The sequence below is a fragment of the Streptomyces sp. SAI-135 genome (assembly GCF_029893805.1).
Classification (GTDB): domain Bacteria; phylum Actinomycetota; class Actinomycetes; order Streptomycetales; family Streptomycetaceae; genus Streptomyces.
Genome location: NZ_JARXYP010000002.1, coordinates 8,434,031 through 8,449,543, shown reverse-complemented (window position 1 = coordinate 8,449,543; position 15,513 = coordinate 8,434,031). Strand labels below are relative to the sequence as shown.

Genomic DNA, 15,513 nt, shown 5'->3' with positions numbered 1-15,513 from the left:
GAGCGTGTGGGGCAGGGCACCCGGGCGGCGGAGGTGAAGGAACATGGGACACGGAGGAAACGTCATCGACGAGCTGGTGACCGATCACCACGAGGTCGAGGAACTGTTCGGGAAGATCGAGGCGCTGGCACCCGGCGAGAAGAACCGGAAGGTGTACGCCGACCAGGTCACCATGGAGCTGATCCGGCACTCGGTGGCGGAGGAGGAGTACCTCTACCCGGCGGTGCGGGAGCACCTGGTCAACGGGAACACCATGGCCGACCGGGAGATCGAGGACCACTCCAAGGCCGAGCAGCTCATGAAGGACCTGGAGCGCTGCGGGGCGGACGATCCGGAGTTCGACCGGCTCGTCGGCGAGCTGATGGCCGAGGTCCGCTCGCACATCGCCGAGGAGGAGGAGACCCTCTTCCCGCAGCTGCGTGTCGCGTGCTCGGAGAAGGAGCTGAACGAACTGGGCGAGAAGGTGCGCCGTGCCAAGAAGATGGCGCCCACCCGACCGCACCCGTCGGCCCCCGACACTCCTCCGGCCAACAAGCTCCTCGCGCCGGGGACCGGTCTGGTCGACCGGCTCCGGGACGCGCTCTCGGGCCGCGGCAAGGAGGACTGAGGTCCGGGGAGCCGGTCGGGCGTCGCGGGCACGGTCGGCGTCGGACAGCGACGACGACGGGGCCCGGCCGGCAGCTCGACCGGGCGGCGTCGGCACCGCGCGGGGACGGCCCCGGGTGCCCGCCGCCCGTCCTCAGGCCGCCAGCGCCTCGTCCGGCCCCAGCCGGTCCAGCAGCCCGCCGCGGTGCAGACCGGCCACGTCCGCGAGCAGGTCCGGGTGGCGGAGCAGCGCGGCGGCGGCCCGGTCCGCGGAGTCCGGGGCGAGCAGACGGCGGAACGCGGCCGGTGAGCCCGTCGTGTGCTCGCCCTGCGCGATGTCGGCCACCGCTCGTTCGGCCAGCTCCGGGTCGCTGAGCAGACAGGCGGCCCAGCTGGCCACGACCTCGTCCACCCAGGTGCGCCAGGCATGCTCCTCGGCGTGCCGGTCGGTGTCGGCGTCCGCGCCGGTGACCCAGTCGAGGCGGGCGGAGCCGCCCGGTCCCGCCACGCCGACGAGCGCCGCGTCCATCGCCGTCGGATAGCGCAGCCACGCGGCGACCGTCACGGCCTGCCGCGCCTGTACCTCGCACAGCGCGGCGGCCAGAGCACCGCCCGCGGGCGGGTAGGCGCGCGTCAGCCAGTGGGCGGTCGCCGCGATGACCGGGGAGAGATCTGCTTGCACTGCCGGGCCGTCCGAGGTGCTGGTGGGAGAGGGGACTGCGCGAAACGGTAGCCCGCGCCCCGGTGAGGACGACATGGCTCCGGCCTCACCCGGCACGTGGCCTCGGCCACACCGGCAGCTGCGCTCCCTACGCCTCCAGCCAGAACCGGGTGCGCTTCAGCCACAGCTCCAGCAGCTCCGAGTCCCCACGTGTCCCGACACCCGGCGCCGGGCGTGCGTAGAGGAACAGGAGCAGGTCCGTCACCGGCCCGCGCACGTTCACGGCGGCCGCGCCGGTCCCGCGCCGCCACACCGGCCGCTCCGCGCCGAGGTCGAGCAGCCACCGCCCCGCAGTCCCCGCGTCGAAGCCGAGGGCCCGTCCCGGTCCGAGCAGCTCCGGTACGCCCGGCAGGGGCTCGTACGCCTCGGGAACGGTGGAGAACTCCAGCCACTCCTCGACGGCGTCCACCGCGAGGGCCTCCCCGACCGTGAAGTCCGCGCCGGTCACGAGTGCCGCGTCGGCCCGGTGCAGGAGAGTTTCGTACGTCATGCGCCGGGCCCAGAACATGGCGGTCTGCCGGACGAGTTGCTCGTCGGCCGGGGTCCACACCGGAACGTCGGGCCCGGCCGCGCGCAGGGTGCCGGCCAGCTTCGTGGCGCCGTCGACGAGCCAGTCGCCGAGCGCGGTGTCGTCGAGGTGGGCGTAGGCGGCGGGGTCGTTGACCATGCCGTCGTCGACCGGTGCGGTGGCGCGGGTCCGGACGATGTCCTCGGCCCACCGGTGGTCACCGCCCACGTGCCGCAGCAGCCGGCCGAGGTTCCAGCCGGGGCAGGTCGGCACCATAGCGGTCGAATCGGCCCCCTTGACGTGTCGGGCGAGCAGGTCGGTCTGGGCGACGATCGCGTCGCAGTACTCCTCGAAGGTCAACAACGCTTCCCCCTCCGCTGCACGATGCCTCATCCCTGCCACCTAACCTGACTTCCTCCGGTACCACCACCGAACAGAGGGAGACAGGGCCATGCCGGTCAGGGCGGGGAACACATGGCTGCGGATGGCCCATGCGGCGTTGCTTGCGGGTGTGCTGACGGGCTGTTCGGAGGCCGCGGGGGACGACTCCAAGGCGTCCGCGGGCTCGTCGGCGACGGCGGAGACGTCGGGTGCGGTCGACTCGGCCGCGGTCCGCGGCGGCACGATCGGCGCCGCGGGCTCGGCGTGCGAGCTGCCCGTCGCCTTCGACACGGCGAAGAGCTGGAGGGCCGAGGCCGTGGAGGCGCCGCTGAGCCAGGGGCCCGTCACCCTGGCGTGCGAGATCGACGCGAAGCCGGCGGGCAGCATCGGCTTCCTGCGGGTCTGGGCCGGGAAGGCCGGTGACGCCGACGCCCGGACCGTGCTGGAGGCCTTCGTCGCGGCCGAGGACGGGGTGAGCGGCGAGAAGTACGGCGCCTTCACATCCGGCGGTCTCTCCGGCGTGGAGGTCGAGTACCTGTACGCCAGTGAGCTCCTGGAGGAGACGAAGAAGGAGAGCGCCTTCGCCGTCACCACCGCGGACGGGCCGGTGGTGGTGCACCTCGGCGGGCTCGACACCGACGAGCACGAGAAGATGCTCCCCGGCTACGAGCTCGCGCGGCGCACCCTCCACACGACCTGAGCCGAAGCCCCGGCGTCAGGCCTCCGCGCCCGTGTAGAACGCGATCGTCGCGGCCGCCGTCCTCGTCGCCGTCTCCCGGTCCGCCCCGGAGACGGCGTACGCCTCGCCCCATCCCTCGCCCGAGCCGGTGATGAACGCGCTGCCCTCGGGCGTGGTGTGCCAGGTCGCGGCCTCCTCCTTGCTGAGACCGCCGCCCGCGAGGTGCAGGGCGAGTCCGTACAGGCCCAGGTCCCAGCCGACTCCGACGGCACCGGGCCCGAACTGGTCCCAGAAGTCGTCCGGTACGACGGCCACGTGCTCGAGTTCGAGGACCGTGCGCTCGCCTTCCTCGGGCGTGAGACGCACCTCGACCTCGCTGAAGCCCGGGTCGGGGCCGTACAGCCAGCTCACCCGCAGCCGCTCGGGTTCCACGCACTCGAGGATCTCGCCGCCGGCGTTGCCCTCCAGCTGGTAGCGGCCGCCCACCTTGAGCTCACCGCTCACCGGCAGGAACCAGCGTGCGATCCGCTCCGGCGAGGTCACCGCGTCCCACACGTCGGCGATCTCGGCGTCGTACGCACGGCGCAGCAGGACCGTCCGGGCCTGACCGGCCTCGACCTGCCGGGTGCCGACCCTCCGGTGCGTACGGTTGATCGCGTCGGCGATCTCACTCATGCTCGCTCACCTCTCCTTGCAGCCTGCGCTCGCGCTTTCCCCGCGCGAGCTCCGTACCGAGCGCGTCGAGCCGTTGGTCCCAGAAACCGCGGAAGCGCTCCAGCCAGGTGTCCACCTCCCTGAGCGGGGCGGTCTCGACGGCGTACAGCCGCCGGGTGCCGTCGGCGCGCACGGAGGCGAAGCCGCTCTCCCGCAGCACTTTCAGATGCTGCGACACGGCCGGCTGGGAGATCCCGAACTCGTCCCGGATCACGGCACTGACCTCGCCCGACGCCTGCTCCCCTGCGGCGAGCAGTTCCAATATCCGGCGTCTGACCGGATCCCCGAGTACGTCGAACGCGTGCACGTGACCCACTATGACACTCACCGCTTATATAAGCCAAGCCTTAAACAAGACGAGGGGCCGCGGAGTTCTCCGCGGCCCCTGCCTCAGGAAGGGAGGGCGACCGTCACGCCGGCACCACCTCGGACCGCAGCATGGGATGGCGCTCCATGATCTCGTCCGCCGCGGCGAAGGCGTCGGTGAGCGCCAGGGCGTGCGGCACCAGTGCGGCGACGGTGGCCTCCAGCACCTCCGGCAGGTAACGGACCTGCTCCGCGGTCAGCCGCTCGTGCGCGAGCAGTTCACCGCTGTGCGCGGAGAGGTAACGCAGGGCGAACAGCCGGTGCAGGTGCTCCAGCAGCAGGGCCACCTGCGGGTCGGCGGACCGGGCCGCCGCGGCGAGGAGTTCCTGCGCGGCCAGCCGGTGGACGTGGGCGTCGACCAGGGACAGCGCCGCGCCGGAGGCGCCGTTCCAGCGGTCGAGGGGTGAGCCGGCCCGTTTAGCGCGCAGCCGGGAACGGGCCCGCTCGTGACGTATTCGCTCCAGATCGCCCATCAGATCGTGCAGGTGCGCCGGGTCGTGCAGGCTCCGGGTGGCCGGGGGCACGTCGCTGGGCGGTGTCGGGCTGAAGCCGCCCAGCAGCAACTCCCCGGCCGCCTTGACCCAGATGACGGTGTTGTCACCCTCCGCGGTGATCGTGCCCTCGTTGGCCGCGAGCTGCCCCGCGATCCCGTTGGCGAGCAACAGGCCCTGTGCGCCGCAGCGTTCCCGGCACTCGGTCATCACGGCCCGGGCCTGCCAGGTGATCCAGCCCTTCGCGATGGCCACCAGCCGCTCGGCCTCCTCGCGTTCGTCCTCCGCCGCCCGCGCCCATCGCCGTACGACCGCGCGCTGGAGCAGGGTGGCGGCGTAGGTCGTCGCGAGCGCCTCCACGAGCGGGGTGTGGTGGCTGCGATGGGAGAACAGCGGCACCCGCTGCCCGCTGGTCATGCCCGAGGTGACCCGCTGGTGGGCGTGGCGCACGGCGACGGCCAGGGCGTGCCGGGTCACCCCGAGGCTGTAGGCACTCATGCACAGCTTGCCCATGGTCACCCGGCCGATGGAGCGCAGGAACCGTTTGCGCGGACTCCCCAGGCACGAGACGAGTTCCCCGTCGTCCGTCAGCCGGCCGTGCTCGCCCTGGAGCATGGCCGTCCGCGGCAGCCGTACGCCATGGAAGGAGGTGGCGCAGTGGTCGACCGGACTGCTGGCCGTCTGGGGCAGCAACTCCACTTCCACGCCCGGCAGATGGCGCCCGTTCGTGTCCGTCAGCGAGGTCAGGAACAGGAAGACGCCCTGGTCCTTGCCGTCGATCACCAGACGGGCGGCCACCAGGGCGTCCTTCGGGCCGCCGGCCACGGAGGTGTTGGGCATCCACTTGCGCGCCCCCCGGGTCGGGGTGGTGAGCACGAATCCGCCCGTGGCCCGGTCCAGGGTCGCCGTGGTCTCCATCTGGGCCGCGTCGTTGCCGTGCGCCTGCTCGGTGCACAGGAAGGTGCCGATGCGTTCCATCCGCAGATAGGGGCCGAGGTCACGCCCCTCGTGGTCGTGTTCCAGCAGGCTGCCGAGGAACAGGTTGTAGTGGATGCTGGCGATCGTCGTCATGCCGGCGTCCACCACCCCGGCCCACTCGTGCAGGGCGCTCAGGGCGACCGGGTCCCGCGCCAGGGCCTGGGGATCCGACACCGCCGCGTTCACCGTGCGCAGGCGTTGATAGGACAGTTCCGTGCGCTCCTGGTGGGTCAGCCCCTCGTGGTAGGCGAACACGTCGGAGCTGAACAGTCGGCGCCAGGGCTCGTGGATCTCGTCCTGCGCACCGAAGAGGAGGTGCCGGATCGCGGCGGTCTCGGTCAGCGGGGGTGTCGTTACGGGGAGTTGAGAGGTGATCACAGCCGAAACGTAGCCCGGGGCACCCTCTGATCACATCATGATCATCACCACGATTGAAGACCCGCGCAGGGTGGTAGTTACCCCTTGAACGGCCTCTGTAATACCACAAGCCACGATCTCCACAAGGGTGATTCCCTTCCCGCGCGGCACTTTACCCTTGCGCGTAGGTCGACTTTGGGTCACATCTCGGCGTGTCGTCACCGTGGGCGGGAGGGGGCGGCAGGGCGGGGTGCCGCCTCGACGCCCGGGCCCGGCACCCGATCACCAGCCGCTGACGCGGCTCCAGTAAGCCTGGACGGCCGGTGCACTCGCCGTCGGTCCGGTGCCCTCGACGACGTGGTAGCCGCGGTGCTGGGCCGCCGTGGCGCAGGCGTGGTTGGGCAGGACGCGCAGGCGCGTGCCGATGGGCAGTTCGGGCAGCCGGGTGCCGTCGCGGGCGGTGAGGGTGCCGTGTTCCTGACTGGCGGCGGTCATGACCAGCCCCGGGAGCAGGTTGCCGTCGAGGTCGGCGACCAGACCGTACCCCTGGTCCTGTGCCTGGGCCGCGGTGCCGCGGTCGCGGGACATGGCCATCCAGCCGCCGTCGGTGAGGATCCAGCCGTACTCGGGGCGGTGGCCGATGACGGTCACGACGACCGACAGGGCGAGGTCGTCGACGCGGCAGACCCCGAGGCCCGCCATCACCAGGTCGAAGAACACGTAGTTGCCCGCGCGCAGTTCGGTGACCCCGGTGAGGTCGTCGGCGGCGTGCGCGGTGGGGGTGGAGCCGACACTGACGGTGGTGACGGGCAGACCCGCCGCGCGCAGCCGCTCGGCCGCGGTGACCGCGCTGTCGCGTTCGTTCCTCGCGGCCAGGCGCTGCTCCTCGGCGGTGCGGGCGAAGTACGACTCGCCCGCGTGGGTCAACACCCCGTCCAGACACCCCGCTTCGTGCAGCACGCGGCCGATGCCGGGGAGACCGGGTGCCTCGGGCCTGAGGCCGCCGCGGTGACCGTCGCAGTCGATCTCGATCTGGGCGGGGACGGGAAGTCCGGCCCGGCGGGAGGCCTCGGCCACGAACTCCGCCTGCTCCGCGCTGTCCAGCAGCACGCGCAGGATGACCCCGCGGCGCAACAGGGCGATGACACGCGGCAGTTTGTGGGGGTCGACACCCACGGCGTAGGTGATGTCGGTGTAGCCGCCGTCGGCGAACGCCTCCGCCTCGGCCAGGGTGGACACGGTGATCGGGCAGGGCCGGTCGCCCTCGTGCAGGAGGGCGGCGACGTCCAGGCTCTTGGCCGTCTTCACGTGGGGCCGCAGGGTGACACCGAGCCGCTCCGCCCTGGCCGCGAGCCGCTCGACGTTCCGCCTGACCTTGTGGACGTCGACGACGGCGAACGGCGTGTCCGGATCGGCCAGGGTCCGCGCGGCGGCACTCGCGGTGGCCTCCACGGGGCCGACGGGGGTCGCGGGGCGCACGGGGTTGGTCACAGGGAGATGTCCATCTTCTCGAGTAGGGCAAGGCCCGGATACAGGTCCTGCACTGTCGGCGGTACGGCCTGCCAGCCGGCCCGTGAGGACCTCTCCGAGCGGGGTGAGGACCGTGTCCGCGGGGGCGTACTGGCCGTTTGCCGGGGGCGTCGGCGCCCATGCAGGACAAGTGCGTACCGGGACGGATCCAGGAGGCTTCGAACAGGGGGGAGTCGTCGCGGGCGCTGCTGGCGGTGATGACCACGTCGGCCCGGGCACAGGCTCCTCGGCGCCCGCGGTACGGGCTTCATGGCCCTGCGCGGTCAGTGCCGCCGCCATGCACTCGGCGCGCTCGGCCGTCCGGCCCACCACCAGGACCTCGGCGACGGGCCGGACCCGGCAGACGGCCCGCACCTGGTGGGGTGCCTGGGCGGTGACGTGGTCAGCGTTCATGGGGGCGGCGGGGAGCCGGGGCGCTCCGCCGGGAACCCGGACCCGGCGACCGGCCGTCGGAGTCGGTGGGGTAGGGCGCGGGGTGCGGTCGCCGGTGCAGGTCCTGGAGGAAACCGGTGAGGAGCTCCAGCGTCCGTTCCGGTTCCTCGAACGTCGCCGCGTGCCCGCCCCTGACCGCGGCCAGCCGTGTCCGGTGCCGAACACCGCCAAGGTGCCGGCCTCCGGACGGGCCGGCAGGTCGACGGCGAGGGTGTTTGCGGCGGCAGTGCGGCAGGCGTTCGCCGTGCCGACCTCCAGGACGGCCGCGAGCCTGCCCACCGTCTGGTCGAACAGCAGCAGGGCGGAGTAGTGGCGCGGCAGCCCGCGCTCGGCGTTCCCCGGCCAGTACGTGCCGATCTTCACTCCGGCGTGCGTCGCGGACGCGGACGGCTTGAGACTGAACCGGTTGCGCGGATCGGATGCGTGCACGGCGAGCGAGGGGAAGACCGGCCCGTCCACCGCCGCGGCGAAGGCGGCGCGGGCCGCCTCCAGGGCCAGTTCCTCGTCGACGACCGCGGCGGTCCGCTCCTCGGTGATGTGCGGCAGGGGGCCGTCGACCGGTGGCGGGCCGGGACGTGATGCGGCGGCGGTCGTGTCGGATCCCGCACTCACCGCACCGACATCGGTCGTGGCGGAGCTCGCACCTGCTGTGTCGGCGGCGGTCATGACGGGGCTGTCACTTGCTGTAGTTGTAGACGGTCGCCCGGGACACGCCCAGCAGATCCGCGATGGTCTGCGCGGCGTCCCGCGAGTCGAAGTACCCGTCCCGGTGCAGCCGGCGTACGAGCGCCTTCTTGTCCTCTCGGCTCAGCGACCGCGGAGTGGCGGCGCGCTCGGCGGCCAACTCCTCCACCGTCCGCCGCAGTTCCCGCGCCGTGCGGTCCCGCAAGGTCTCCAGGGGCTCCTCGCGGCGCTCGGTGTCGGTGTCGGTGTCGGTGGCCACGAGGTTGGACAGGGCGAGGGTCACGGGTGACAGCACCGACACGTCGAGATTGAGACACAGGGCCGCCACGTACTCACCGGCCTGGTTCTTGATCCCGATGGACGTGCTCTTGGCCGGGCGGCCGTCGGGGAACCGGTTGGGGTAGTTCTGGATGATGCTCGGGTAGTCCGGATCGGCAATGCGGGCCAGCCCCAGCTCGGTCGCGGAGTCTCCCACCCGGCGCCCCGACAGGTTGTTCTCGATCGCCCGGATCGCGTGCCGGGGGTCCCGCAGGTCGTGCAGCACGACCTCGCACAGGCCCGGAAACATGCGGCCGAGCGCGACAGCGATCTTCTCGGCCTCACCGATGAGGTGCTCGTCCGCACCGCTCACCACGCCCGTCACCGCAGCTCCGTCCCGAACGGGAAACCACAATCCCGAATAGACTGATTGTCTAGATCTGGATATGCAGCCTAAGTGTGTGACCGGTGGTTGTCCAGCGCGTCCGGCGAGGTGTACATATGGGCCGCCCGGGTGCGGGCCGGTGTCGTTGTGGCGCATTCTTGCTGTGTCGCCCGTAGGACGGTGCACGGACTAGGTAGGGCCGATGACTGGGAGCGTCGAGGACGCACACCCGACGGCCGGGCGGCTGGCGGCGCTGCTGATCGACGCCTCGACCGAGGCGATCAGTGCGGCCGGCGGCCACGCCGGTGGGATCTATCTGCGCTCCCGCACGCCCGGACTGCTCCGGCTCGCCGTCCTGGCCGGACTGCCCGGACCCCTGTTCCGCCCTTGGTGGCGCCTGCACGCCGACCGCCCCTTCCCGGTCGCCGACGCCTACCGGCTCGGTGTCCAGGTGATCCTGCCGAACGCCACCGAGACGATGCGGCGCTATCCGCAGTTCGCCGCCGGACTGCCCTTCCAGTTCGGTTCGCTCTACGTCCCGGTCGTCGCCGGTGCCACGACCTACGGGGTGCTGACCGTGCTGCGTCCGGCCGTCACCGACGCCGCCGAGGTGCTGTCCGGCCGCGACCGGGTCGTACGCCTTGCCCAGGAGCTGGCCGAGGCGCTGCGGGGCCTGGAGGACGAGGACCCGGACCAGGTCGCCTGGGACGGCGAGCCGGTGTGTCTGCGTCCGCCGACCGCCTCCACGTCCGTGGGCCGCGTCGGGCGCTTCGCCTGGGACCCCGAGACGACCTACATCACCCTCGACGAGGACCTGCACACCCTCCTGGGCGTACCGCCCAGCGAGTTCGCCGGCACGATCGAGGCGTTCGCCGAGGCCGTGGCCCCCAGCGACGCGCACCGCATCCTGGCCACCCTGCGGGACACCGCCGTGGGCCGCCCTCCCGCGCTGCCCCTGTACCTGCGGGACGAGGACGGCGAGCTGCGCCTGCTGGACCTGTGGAACGCCTGCGAACCGCCCGCGGCACCCGCGGTCCGGGGCGTCGTCGTGGCCCCTGGCCCCGCCCCCACGGCGGACTCGGCGGCCGACCTGCTGCCCGAAGGGGTGTTCTGCGTGGACCGGCTCGGTCTGGTCGTCTACGCGAATCCACGCGCCGCCCAGCTCCTGGGTCGCCCCCGCGCCGAACTCGTCGGCCGCGATCTGTGGGAGGCCGTGCCGTGGCTGGCCCGCCCCGACTTCGAGGACCACCTGCGAGCGGCTCTCCTCACCCCGGACCCGGTCCACTTCCATCTCGTACGACCACCCGGAGGGGAGCCCCAGACGGGCTCGACCGTGCGGGGGCCGGAGCTCTTGGAGCCCGAGCCGAGGCCGCCCGAGCGGGACTCCTCGGCGGAGCCGAGTGTGCGGGGGCCCGGGGCGGGGCCGACCGCGGGGAAGCCCGGGGCGGGTTCGACGGTGCCTGAGCCCGAGACTGGCTCGCCCGCGCGGGACACCTCGGCGGAGCCAGGCGCGGAGGAGCCCGGGCCGGGCCGGGCTCCTGCTCCGCGGGAGCCCGAGCGGGACGCCGGGGCGAGGCCGACGGCAGCGGAACCCGGGCCGGGACCAACCGCGCAGGAAGCCCGGCAACCGCAGTCCGTCCACGACGCCGGGACGACACCCACCGCAGGAGAACCCGGGCCGGGATGGACCGCGCAGGATGCCCGGCAACCGCAGTCCGTTCAGGGTGCCGGGACGAAACCGACCACAGGAGAACCCGGAGCGGGACCGACCGCGCAGGAAGCCCGGCAACCGCAGTCCGTCCACGACGCCGGGACAACACCCACCACAGGAGAACCCGGGCCGGGACCCACCGCACAGGGACCCCAGGCACCGCACTCCGTTCACCACACCGGGACGACACCCACCACAGGAGAACCCGGGCCGGGACCCACCGCACAGGAACCCCAGGCACCGCACTCCGTTCACCACACCGGGACGACACCCACCGCGAAGGGCTCCGAGTCGCCGCTGCCCACCCGGGACGCCGGATCCCCTTCCCGCGCTCACGGCACCGGATCGCCCCCGCCCGCTCAGGACACCGGGCCACCGCCCCCTGCCGACCACCCCGGCTCACCCCGGCCCGCTCCCGACCCCGGGCCACCCCCTCCCGCCACCCCCCACATCGCCCCCGCCCAGGACACCAGCGCCTCTCCGCAGCCGTACGAAGGCGACTGGCTCGCTCTCTCCGTGCACTCCGGGCCGGACCGGCTGACCTGTACCGTGCGGCCCGCCAGCCGGGTGCCGGACAGTCCCGCGGGGCAGGAGATGTCCGAGGGGGGCGTCAGCCCGCTCGCGCCGCTGTACCGGCCGATCGCGCTGGCCATCGCCCTGACCGAGGCGTCCACCGCCCGGCAGGTGTCCGCGGTCGTGATGCGGGAGCTGCTGCCCGCGTTCGGCGGCCGCCGGCTCGCGATCTACCTGCTCCAGGAACGGCATCTGTACCTGGAGTGGGAGGCAGGCTTCCCCAAGGGCTTCCTCGCGCCCTTCGAGGGCGTGGACCTGGGCGCCCGCCTGCCCGGCGTGGAGACCCTCACCACCGGCCGCCCGCTGTTCTTCGACTCGATGGAGCAGCTCACGGCCGCCTACCCCGGCATCCCCCTGGACGCCGCCGAGGGCGCCCGTGCCTTCCTGCCGCTGATCGCCTCCGGACGCCCCGTCGGCTCCTGCATCCTCGGCTTCGACCGGCCGCGCAGCTTCAGCACCGAGGAGCGCACCGTGCTCACCGCGCTGGCCGGACTCATCGCCCACGCCATGGAGAAGGCGCAGCGCTACGAGTCGGAGACCGTGCTCGCCCGGGGCCTCCAGCAGGCGCTGCTCCCCCGCCGTCTGGCGGCGCACCCGCTGCTGGAGACCACCGGGCGCTATCTGCCGGGCACCGCGGGGATGGAGGTGGGCGGCGACTGGTACGACGTCGTCGAGTCCGGTGACGGGCTGGCCCTGGTCATCGGGGACGTCCAGGGACACGGCGTGCAGGCGGCCGCCACCATGGGCCAACTGCGCACCGCGGTCAGGGCGTTCGCGCTCGGCGACCGGCCCCCGGACGAGGTCCTGAGCAGCACCAACCATCTCCTCATCGACCTCGATCCGGGCCTGTTCGCCAGCTGCTGCTACATCCGGCTGGACCCCGCCACCGGTGTGGCCAGGGCGGCCCGCGCCGGGCATCCGCCGCCCCTGCTGCGCAGCCCCGACGGGCGCACCCGGGTCCTGGACCTGCCCGGCGGGGTGGTCCTCGGCGTGGCACCGCGGGCCCGCTATCCGGTGACCGAGCTCCGGATGGAGCCCGGCGCGATCCTGGCGCTCTACACCGACGGCCTGGTGGAGAAGCCCGGCAGCGACATCGACCAGGGGATCACCGCGCTGCGGGTGGCCCTCGCCAAGGCCGGCGCCCCTGCCGCCCGCCCGGGCAGCCGGTTCCTGGCGGGTGTGGCGGACCGGCTCACGGCGACCGCGCGGCACGCCCTGGACCGCCCCGACGACATCGCGCTGCTGCTCGCCACCCGGCGCGCGACACCGACCCGGTCGCCATGAGGAGAGTCTGGCGGGTTTGTTCATGTTCTGTCACACCGTGTGACGCCCCTCGCCTCCCGCGGCGCGGCAGTGTAGACATGGGCACATGGTCCGACTCCCGGGCCGCTTCGGGGGCGGGTCGGCCCGTCGCCCCGGCGGTCCCCGCCCAGCGCAGACACCCGACCACCCTCACGACCGGCACGAGGCCCCGCTGAAGGGCAGCTCGCCCACGCGGGTGGAGCGCGACGGCTCGCCGGAGCGGCGGCGGCCGGGAGCCCTGCGGGCGGCGGTCGGCGGACGCAGCGTGGCCGGACAGGTGTTCGTCCTCCAGGTCGTGATCGTCCTGCTGCTGGTCGTGGCCGCGGTGGTGGCCCTGGTGCTCCAGGTGCGGCACGACAGCACCGTCGAGGCCCGCAACCGTTCGGTGGCGGTCGCCCAGGCCTTCGCCAACGCCCCCGGCACCGTGGAGGCCCTCAAGAGCCCCGACCCCTCGGCGGTGCTCCAGCCGCGCGCCGAGGCGGCCCGCCGGGCGACGGACGTCGACTTCATCGTCGTCATGGACACCGACGGCATCCGGTACACGCACCCCAAGCCGGACCGCATCGGCAAGAAGTTCGTCGGGGACATCGCGCCCGCGCTGGCCGGACGCGTGGTGACCGAGGACATCACCGGCACGATCGGGCCGCTCGTGCAGGCGGTGGTCCCGATCAAGGACGACGGCAAGGTCGTGGGCCTGGTGTCGGCCGGCATCACCACCGCCAAGGTGGGCGGCACCGCCGACGAGCAGCTGCCGCTGCTCCTGATGGCCGCCGCGGTCGGGCTCGCCCTGGCCACGGGGGGCACGGCGCTGGTCAGCAGACGGCTGCTGCGTCAGACGCACGGGCTCGGCCCGCACGAGATGACCCGCATGTACGAGCACCACGACGCCGTGCTGCACGCCGTGCGCGAGGGCGTGCTGATCGTCGGCGGCGAGGGCCGGCTGCTGCTCGCCAACGACGAGGCACACCGGCTCCTCGACCTGCCCGCCGACGCCGAGGGCCGGCACGTCCGCGACCTCGCGCTCCCCGCCGACACGGCCCTGCTGCTGGCCTCCGGACGGGTCGCCACCGACGAGGTGCACCGGGTCAAGGACCGCCTCCTGGCCGTCAACCAGCGGCCCACCGACATCCAGGGCGGGCCGCCGGGCAGCGTCGCCACCCTGCGCGACTCGACCGAACTGCGGGCCCTGTCCGGCCGTGCCGAGGTCGCCCGCGAGCGCCTCGACATGCTGTACGACGCGACGGTGGGCATCGGCACGAGTCTGGACGTGACCCGCACCGCCGAGGAACTGGCCGAGCTCGCCGTACCGAGGTTCGCGGACTTCGCCACCGTCGACCTGTTCGACGCGGTGCTCAGCGGGGGGCAGCCGGAGGCGGCGACCACCCTGCGCCGGACCGCGCTCAGCGGCATCCGCGAGGACGCGCCGCTGTTCAAGGTCGGCGAGCGCATCCCCCTGGTCGACTCCGCTCCCCAGGCCCGCGGCATCAGCAGCGGCCGGGCCGTCCTGGAGCCGCGGCTCGCCGAGGCCACCGGGTGGCACGCGCAGGACAGGGAGCGCTCCGCGCACGTCATGGAGTACGGCATCCACTCGCTGATCGCCGTCCCCCTGCGGGCCGGGAACCTCGTTCTGGGCACGGTCAGCTTCTGGCGCTCGGACAAGCCCCAGCCCTTCGACACCGAGGAGGTCGCCCTCGCCGAGGAACTCGTCACGCGGGCCGCGGTCTCCATCGACAACGCCCGCCGCTACACCCGCGAGCACACCATGGCGGTGACGCTCCAGCGCAGTCTGCTGCCGCGCCGGCTGCCCGAGCAGGACGCCCTGGACATCGCCTACAAGTACCTGCCCGCGCAGGCCGGGGTGGGCGGCGACTGGTTCGACGTGCTGCCGCTGTCCGGGGCTCGGGTCGCGCTCGTGGTCGGTGACGTCGTGGGCCACGGGCTGCACGCGGCGGCCACGATGGGCAGGCTGCGCACGGCGGTGCACAACTTCTCCGCCCTCGACCTGCCGCCCGACGAACTGCTCGCCCTGCTCGACGAGTTGGTCGCCCGCATCGACCAGGACGAGGCGGAGGAGAGCGGCAACTCCCCGGTCACGGGGGCGACCTGCCTGTACGCCGTCTACGACCCGGTCTCCCGGCTGTGCACGATCGCCCGCGCCGGCCATCCACCGCCCGCCCTCATCCATCCCGACGGCAGCGTCGAGTATCCCGACGTGCCCGCGGGTCCGCCGCTCGGCCTCGGCGGCCTGCCGTTCGAGACGGCCGACCTGGAACTCGCCGAGGGCAGCCGCCTGGTGCTCTACACGGACGGTCTCGTGGAGGACCGGGAGCGGGACATCGACGTGGGCCTGGAGCTGCTGCGGACCGCCCTGGAGCAGGCCGGCCCGTCCCCCGAGGACACCTGCCGGACGGTGCTGGACGCGCGGCCGCCGGCCCGGGCCACCGACGACATCGCCCTGATCGTGGCCCGCACCCGGGCGCTGGGGGCCGACCGGATCGCCGAGTGGCAGGTGCCCGCGGACCCGGCGGCCGTCTCGGACGTACGGGCCGCCGTGACCCGGCAGCTCGCCCGCTGGGACCTGGACGACCTCGCGTTCGCCACGGAGCTGATCCTGAGCGAGCTCGTCACCAACGCCATCCGTTACGGCGGCGACTCCATCCACGTCCGCGTGCTGTTCGACCGCACTCTGATCTGCGAGGTGTTCGACACCAGCAGCACCTCACCGCATCTGCGGTACGCGGCCATGACCGACGAGGGCGGCCGCGGCCTGTTCCTCGTCGCCCAGCTCAGCGAGCGCTGGGGCACCCGGTACACCCCGGCGGGCAAGGTCATCTGGGCGGAACAGCCGCTGCCGTGAC

11 protein-coding genes and 2 pseudogenes are annotated in these 15,513 nt (G+C 73.1%); 4 read left to right on the top strand and 9 right to left on the bottom strand.

The features are described from left to right. Positions 1-43 precede the first annotated feature (43 nt). The gene (locus M2163_RS42695) at positions 44-607 is read left to right on the top strand and encodes a hemerythrin domain-containing protein (RefSeq protein WP_280896724.1); all 564 of its coding nucleotides are present in this window, start codon (positions 44-46) and stop codon (positions 605-607) included. Positions 608-739: 132 nt separating this feature from the next. On the opposite strand, the gene M2163_RS42690 is transcribed toward M2163_RS42695, so the two are convergent. Next, on the bottom strand, positions 740-1,267 hold the full coding sequence (locus tag M2163_RS42690; protein WP_280896723.1) for a hypothetical protein: 528 nt from the start codon (positions 1,265-1,267) through the stop codon (positions 740-742). Between the two features lie 127 nt (positions 1,268-1,394). Further along, entirely contained in the window at positions 1,395-2,207 is an 813-nt protein-coding gene (locus tag M2163_RS42685; protein WP_280896722.1) for a maleylpyruvate isomerase family mycothiol-dependent enzyme, read from the bottom strand. Between the two features lie 58 nt (positions 2,208-2,265). Here M2163_RS42685 and M2163_RS42680 point away from each other — a divergent pair, with 58 nt between their 5' ends. Continuing rightward, positions 2,266-2,895 carry a lipoprotein gene (locus tag M2163_RS42680; RefSeq protein WP_280896721.1) on the top strand — a complete coding sequence of 210 codons (630 nt, stop codon included), beginning with the start codon at positions 2,266-2,268 and terminating at the stop codon, positions 2,893-2,895. Between the two features lie 15 nt (positions 2,896-2,910). On the opposite strand, the gene M2163_RS42675 is transcribed toward M2163_RS42680, so the two are convergent. From M2163_RS42675 to M2163_RS42645, 7 genes and pseudogenes are all read right to left on the bottom strand, one after another. Beyond that, on the bottom strand, positions 2,911-3,549 hold the full coding sequence (locus M2163_RS42675; RefSeq protein ID WP_280847493.1) for an SRPBCC family protein: 639 nt from the start codon (positions 3,547-3,549) through the stop codon (positions 2,911-2,913). Then, positions 3,542-3,904 (bottom strand): metalloregulator ArsR/SmtB family transcription factor, encoded by a 363-nt coding sequence (locus tag M2163_RS42670; protein WP_280897405.1) that lies wholly within the window; start codon positions 3,902-3,904, stop codon positions 3,542-3,544. The genes M2163_RS42675 and M2163_RS42670 overlap by 8 nt, the downstream gene beginning before the upstream one ends. A gap of 94 nt (positions 3,905-3,998) precedes the next feature. Then, positions 3,999-5,801, bottom strand: a complete 1,803-nt coding sequence (locus M2163_RS42665) for an acyl-CoA dehydrogenase (RefSeq protein ID WP_280896720.1) — start codon at positions 5,799-5,801, stop codon at positions 3,999-4,001. Between the two features lie 261 nt (positions 5,802-6,062). After that, positions 6,063-7,232, bottom strand: a complete 1,170-nt coding sequence (locus M2163_RS42660) for a DSD1 family PLP-dependent enzyme (RefSeq protein WP_280897404.1) — start codon at positions 7,230-7,232, stop codon at positions 6,063-6,065. 229 nt (positions 7,233-7,461) lie between these two features. Then, positions 7,462-7,515: pseudogene (locus tag M2163_RS42655) on the bottom strand (hypothetical protein); the annotation flags it as partial. 437 nt (positions 7,516-7,952) lie between these two features. Next, positions 7,953-8,408: pseudogene (locus tag M2163_RS42650) on the bottom strand (hypothetical protein); the annotation flags it as partial. A gap of 10 nt (positions 8,409-8,418) precedes the next feature. Further along, complete coding sequence (locus M2163_RS42645) at positions 8,419-9,069, bottom strand: PAS domain-containing protein (RefSeq protein ID WP_280896719.1); 651 nt, start codon at positions 9,067-9,069, stop codon at positions 8,419-8,421. A gap of 202 nt (positions 9,070-9,271) precedes the next feature. Between M2163_RS42645 and M2163_RS42640 the strand changes: the two genes are divergently transcribed. Both M2163_RS42640 and M2163_RS42635 read left to right on the top strand, forming a co-directional pair. Beyond that, complete coding sequence (locus M2163_RS42640; protein ID WP_280896718.1) at positions 9,272-12,637, top strand: SpoIIE family protein phosphatase; 3,366 nt, start codon at positions 9,272-9,274, stop codon at positions 12,635-12,637. 85 nt (positions 12,638-12,722) lie between these two features. Further along, positions 12,723-15,512 (top strand): SpoIIE family protein phosphatase/ATP-binding protein, encoded by a 2,790-nt coding sequence (locus M2163_RS42635; RefSeq protein WP_280896717.1) that lies wholly within the window; start codon positions 12,723-12,725, stop codon positions 15,510-15,512. Position 15,513 lies beyond the last annotated feature (1 nt).

Bases quoted from the DNA above. Each gene is read 5' to 3' on its own strand.
- M2163_RS42635 (WP_280896717.1), top strand. From the start codon at position 12,723: ATGGTCCGACTCCCGGGCCGCTTCGGGGGCGGGTCGGCCCGTCGCCCC.
- M2163_RS42640 (WP_280896718.1), top strand. From the start codon at position 9,272: ATGACTGGGAGCGTCGAGGACGCACACCCGACGGCCGGGCGGCTGGCG.
- M2163_RS42680 (WP_280896721.1), top strand. From the start codon at position 2,266: ATGCCGGTCAGGGCGGGGAACACATGGCTGCGGATGGCCCATGCGGCG.
- M2163_RS42675 (WP_280847493.1), bottom strand. From the start codon at position 3,549: ATGAGTGAGATCGCCGACGCGATCAACCGTACGCACCGGAGGGTCGGC.
- M2163_RS42685 (WP_280896722.1), bottom strand. From the start codon at position 2,207: ATGAGGCATCGTGCAGCGGAGGGGGAAGCGTTGTTGACCTTCGAGGAG.
- M2163_RS42695 (WP_280896724.1), top strand. From the start codon at position 44: ATGGGACACGGAGGAAACGTCATCGACGAGCTGGTGACCGATCACCAC.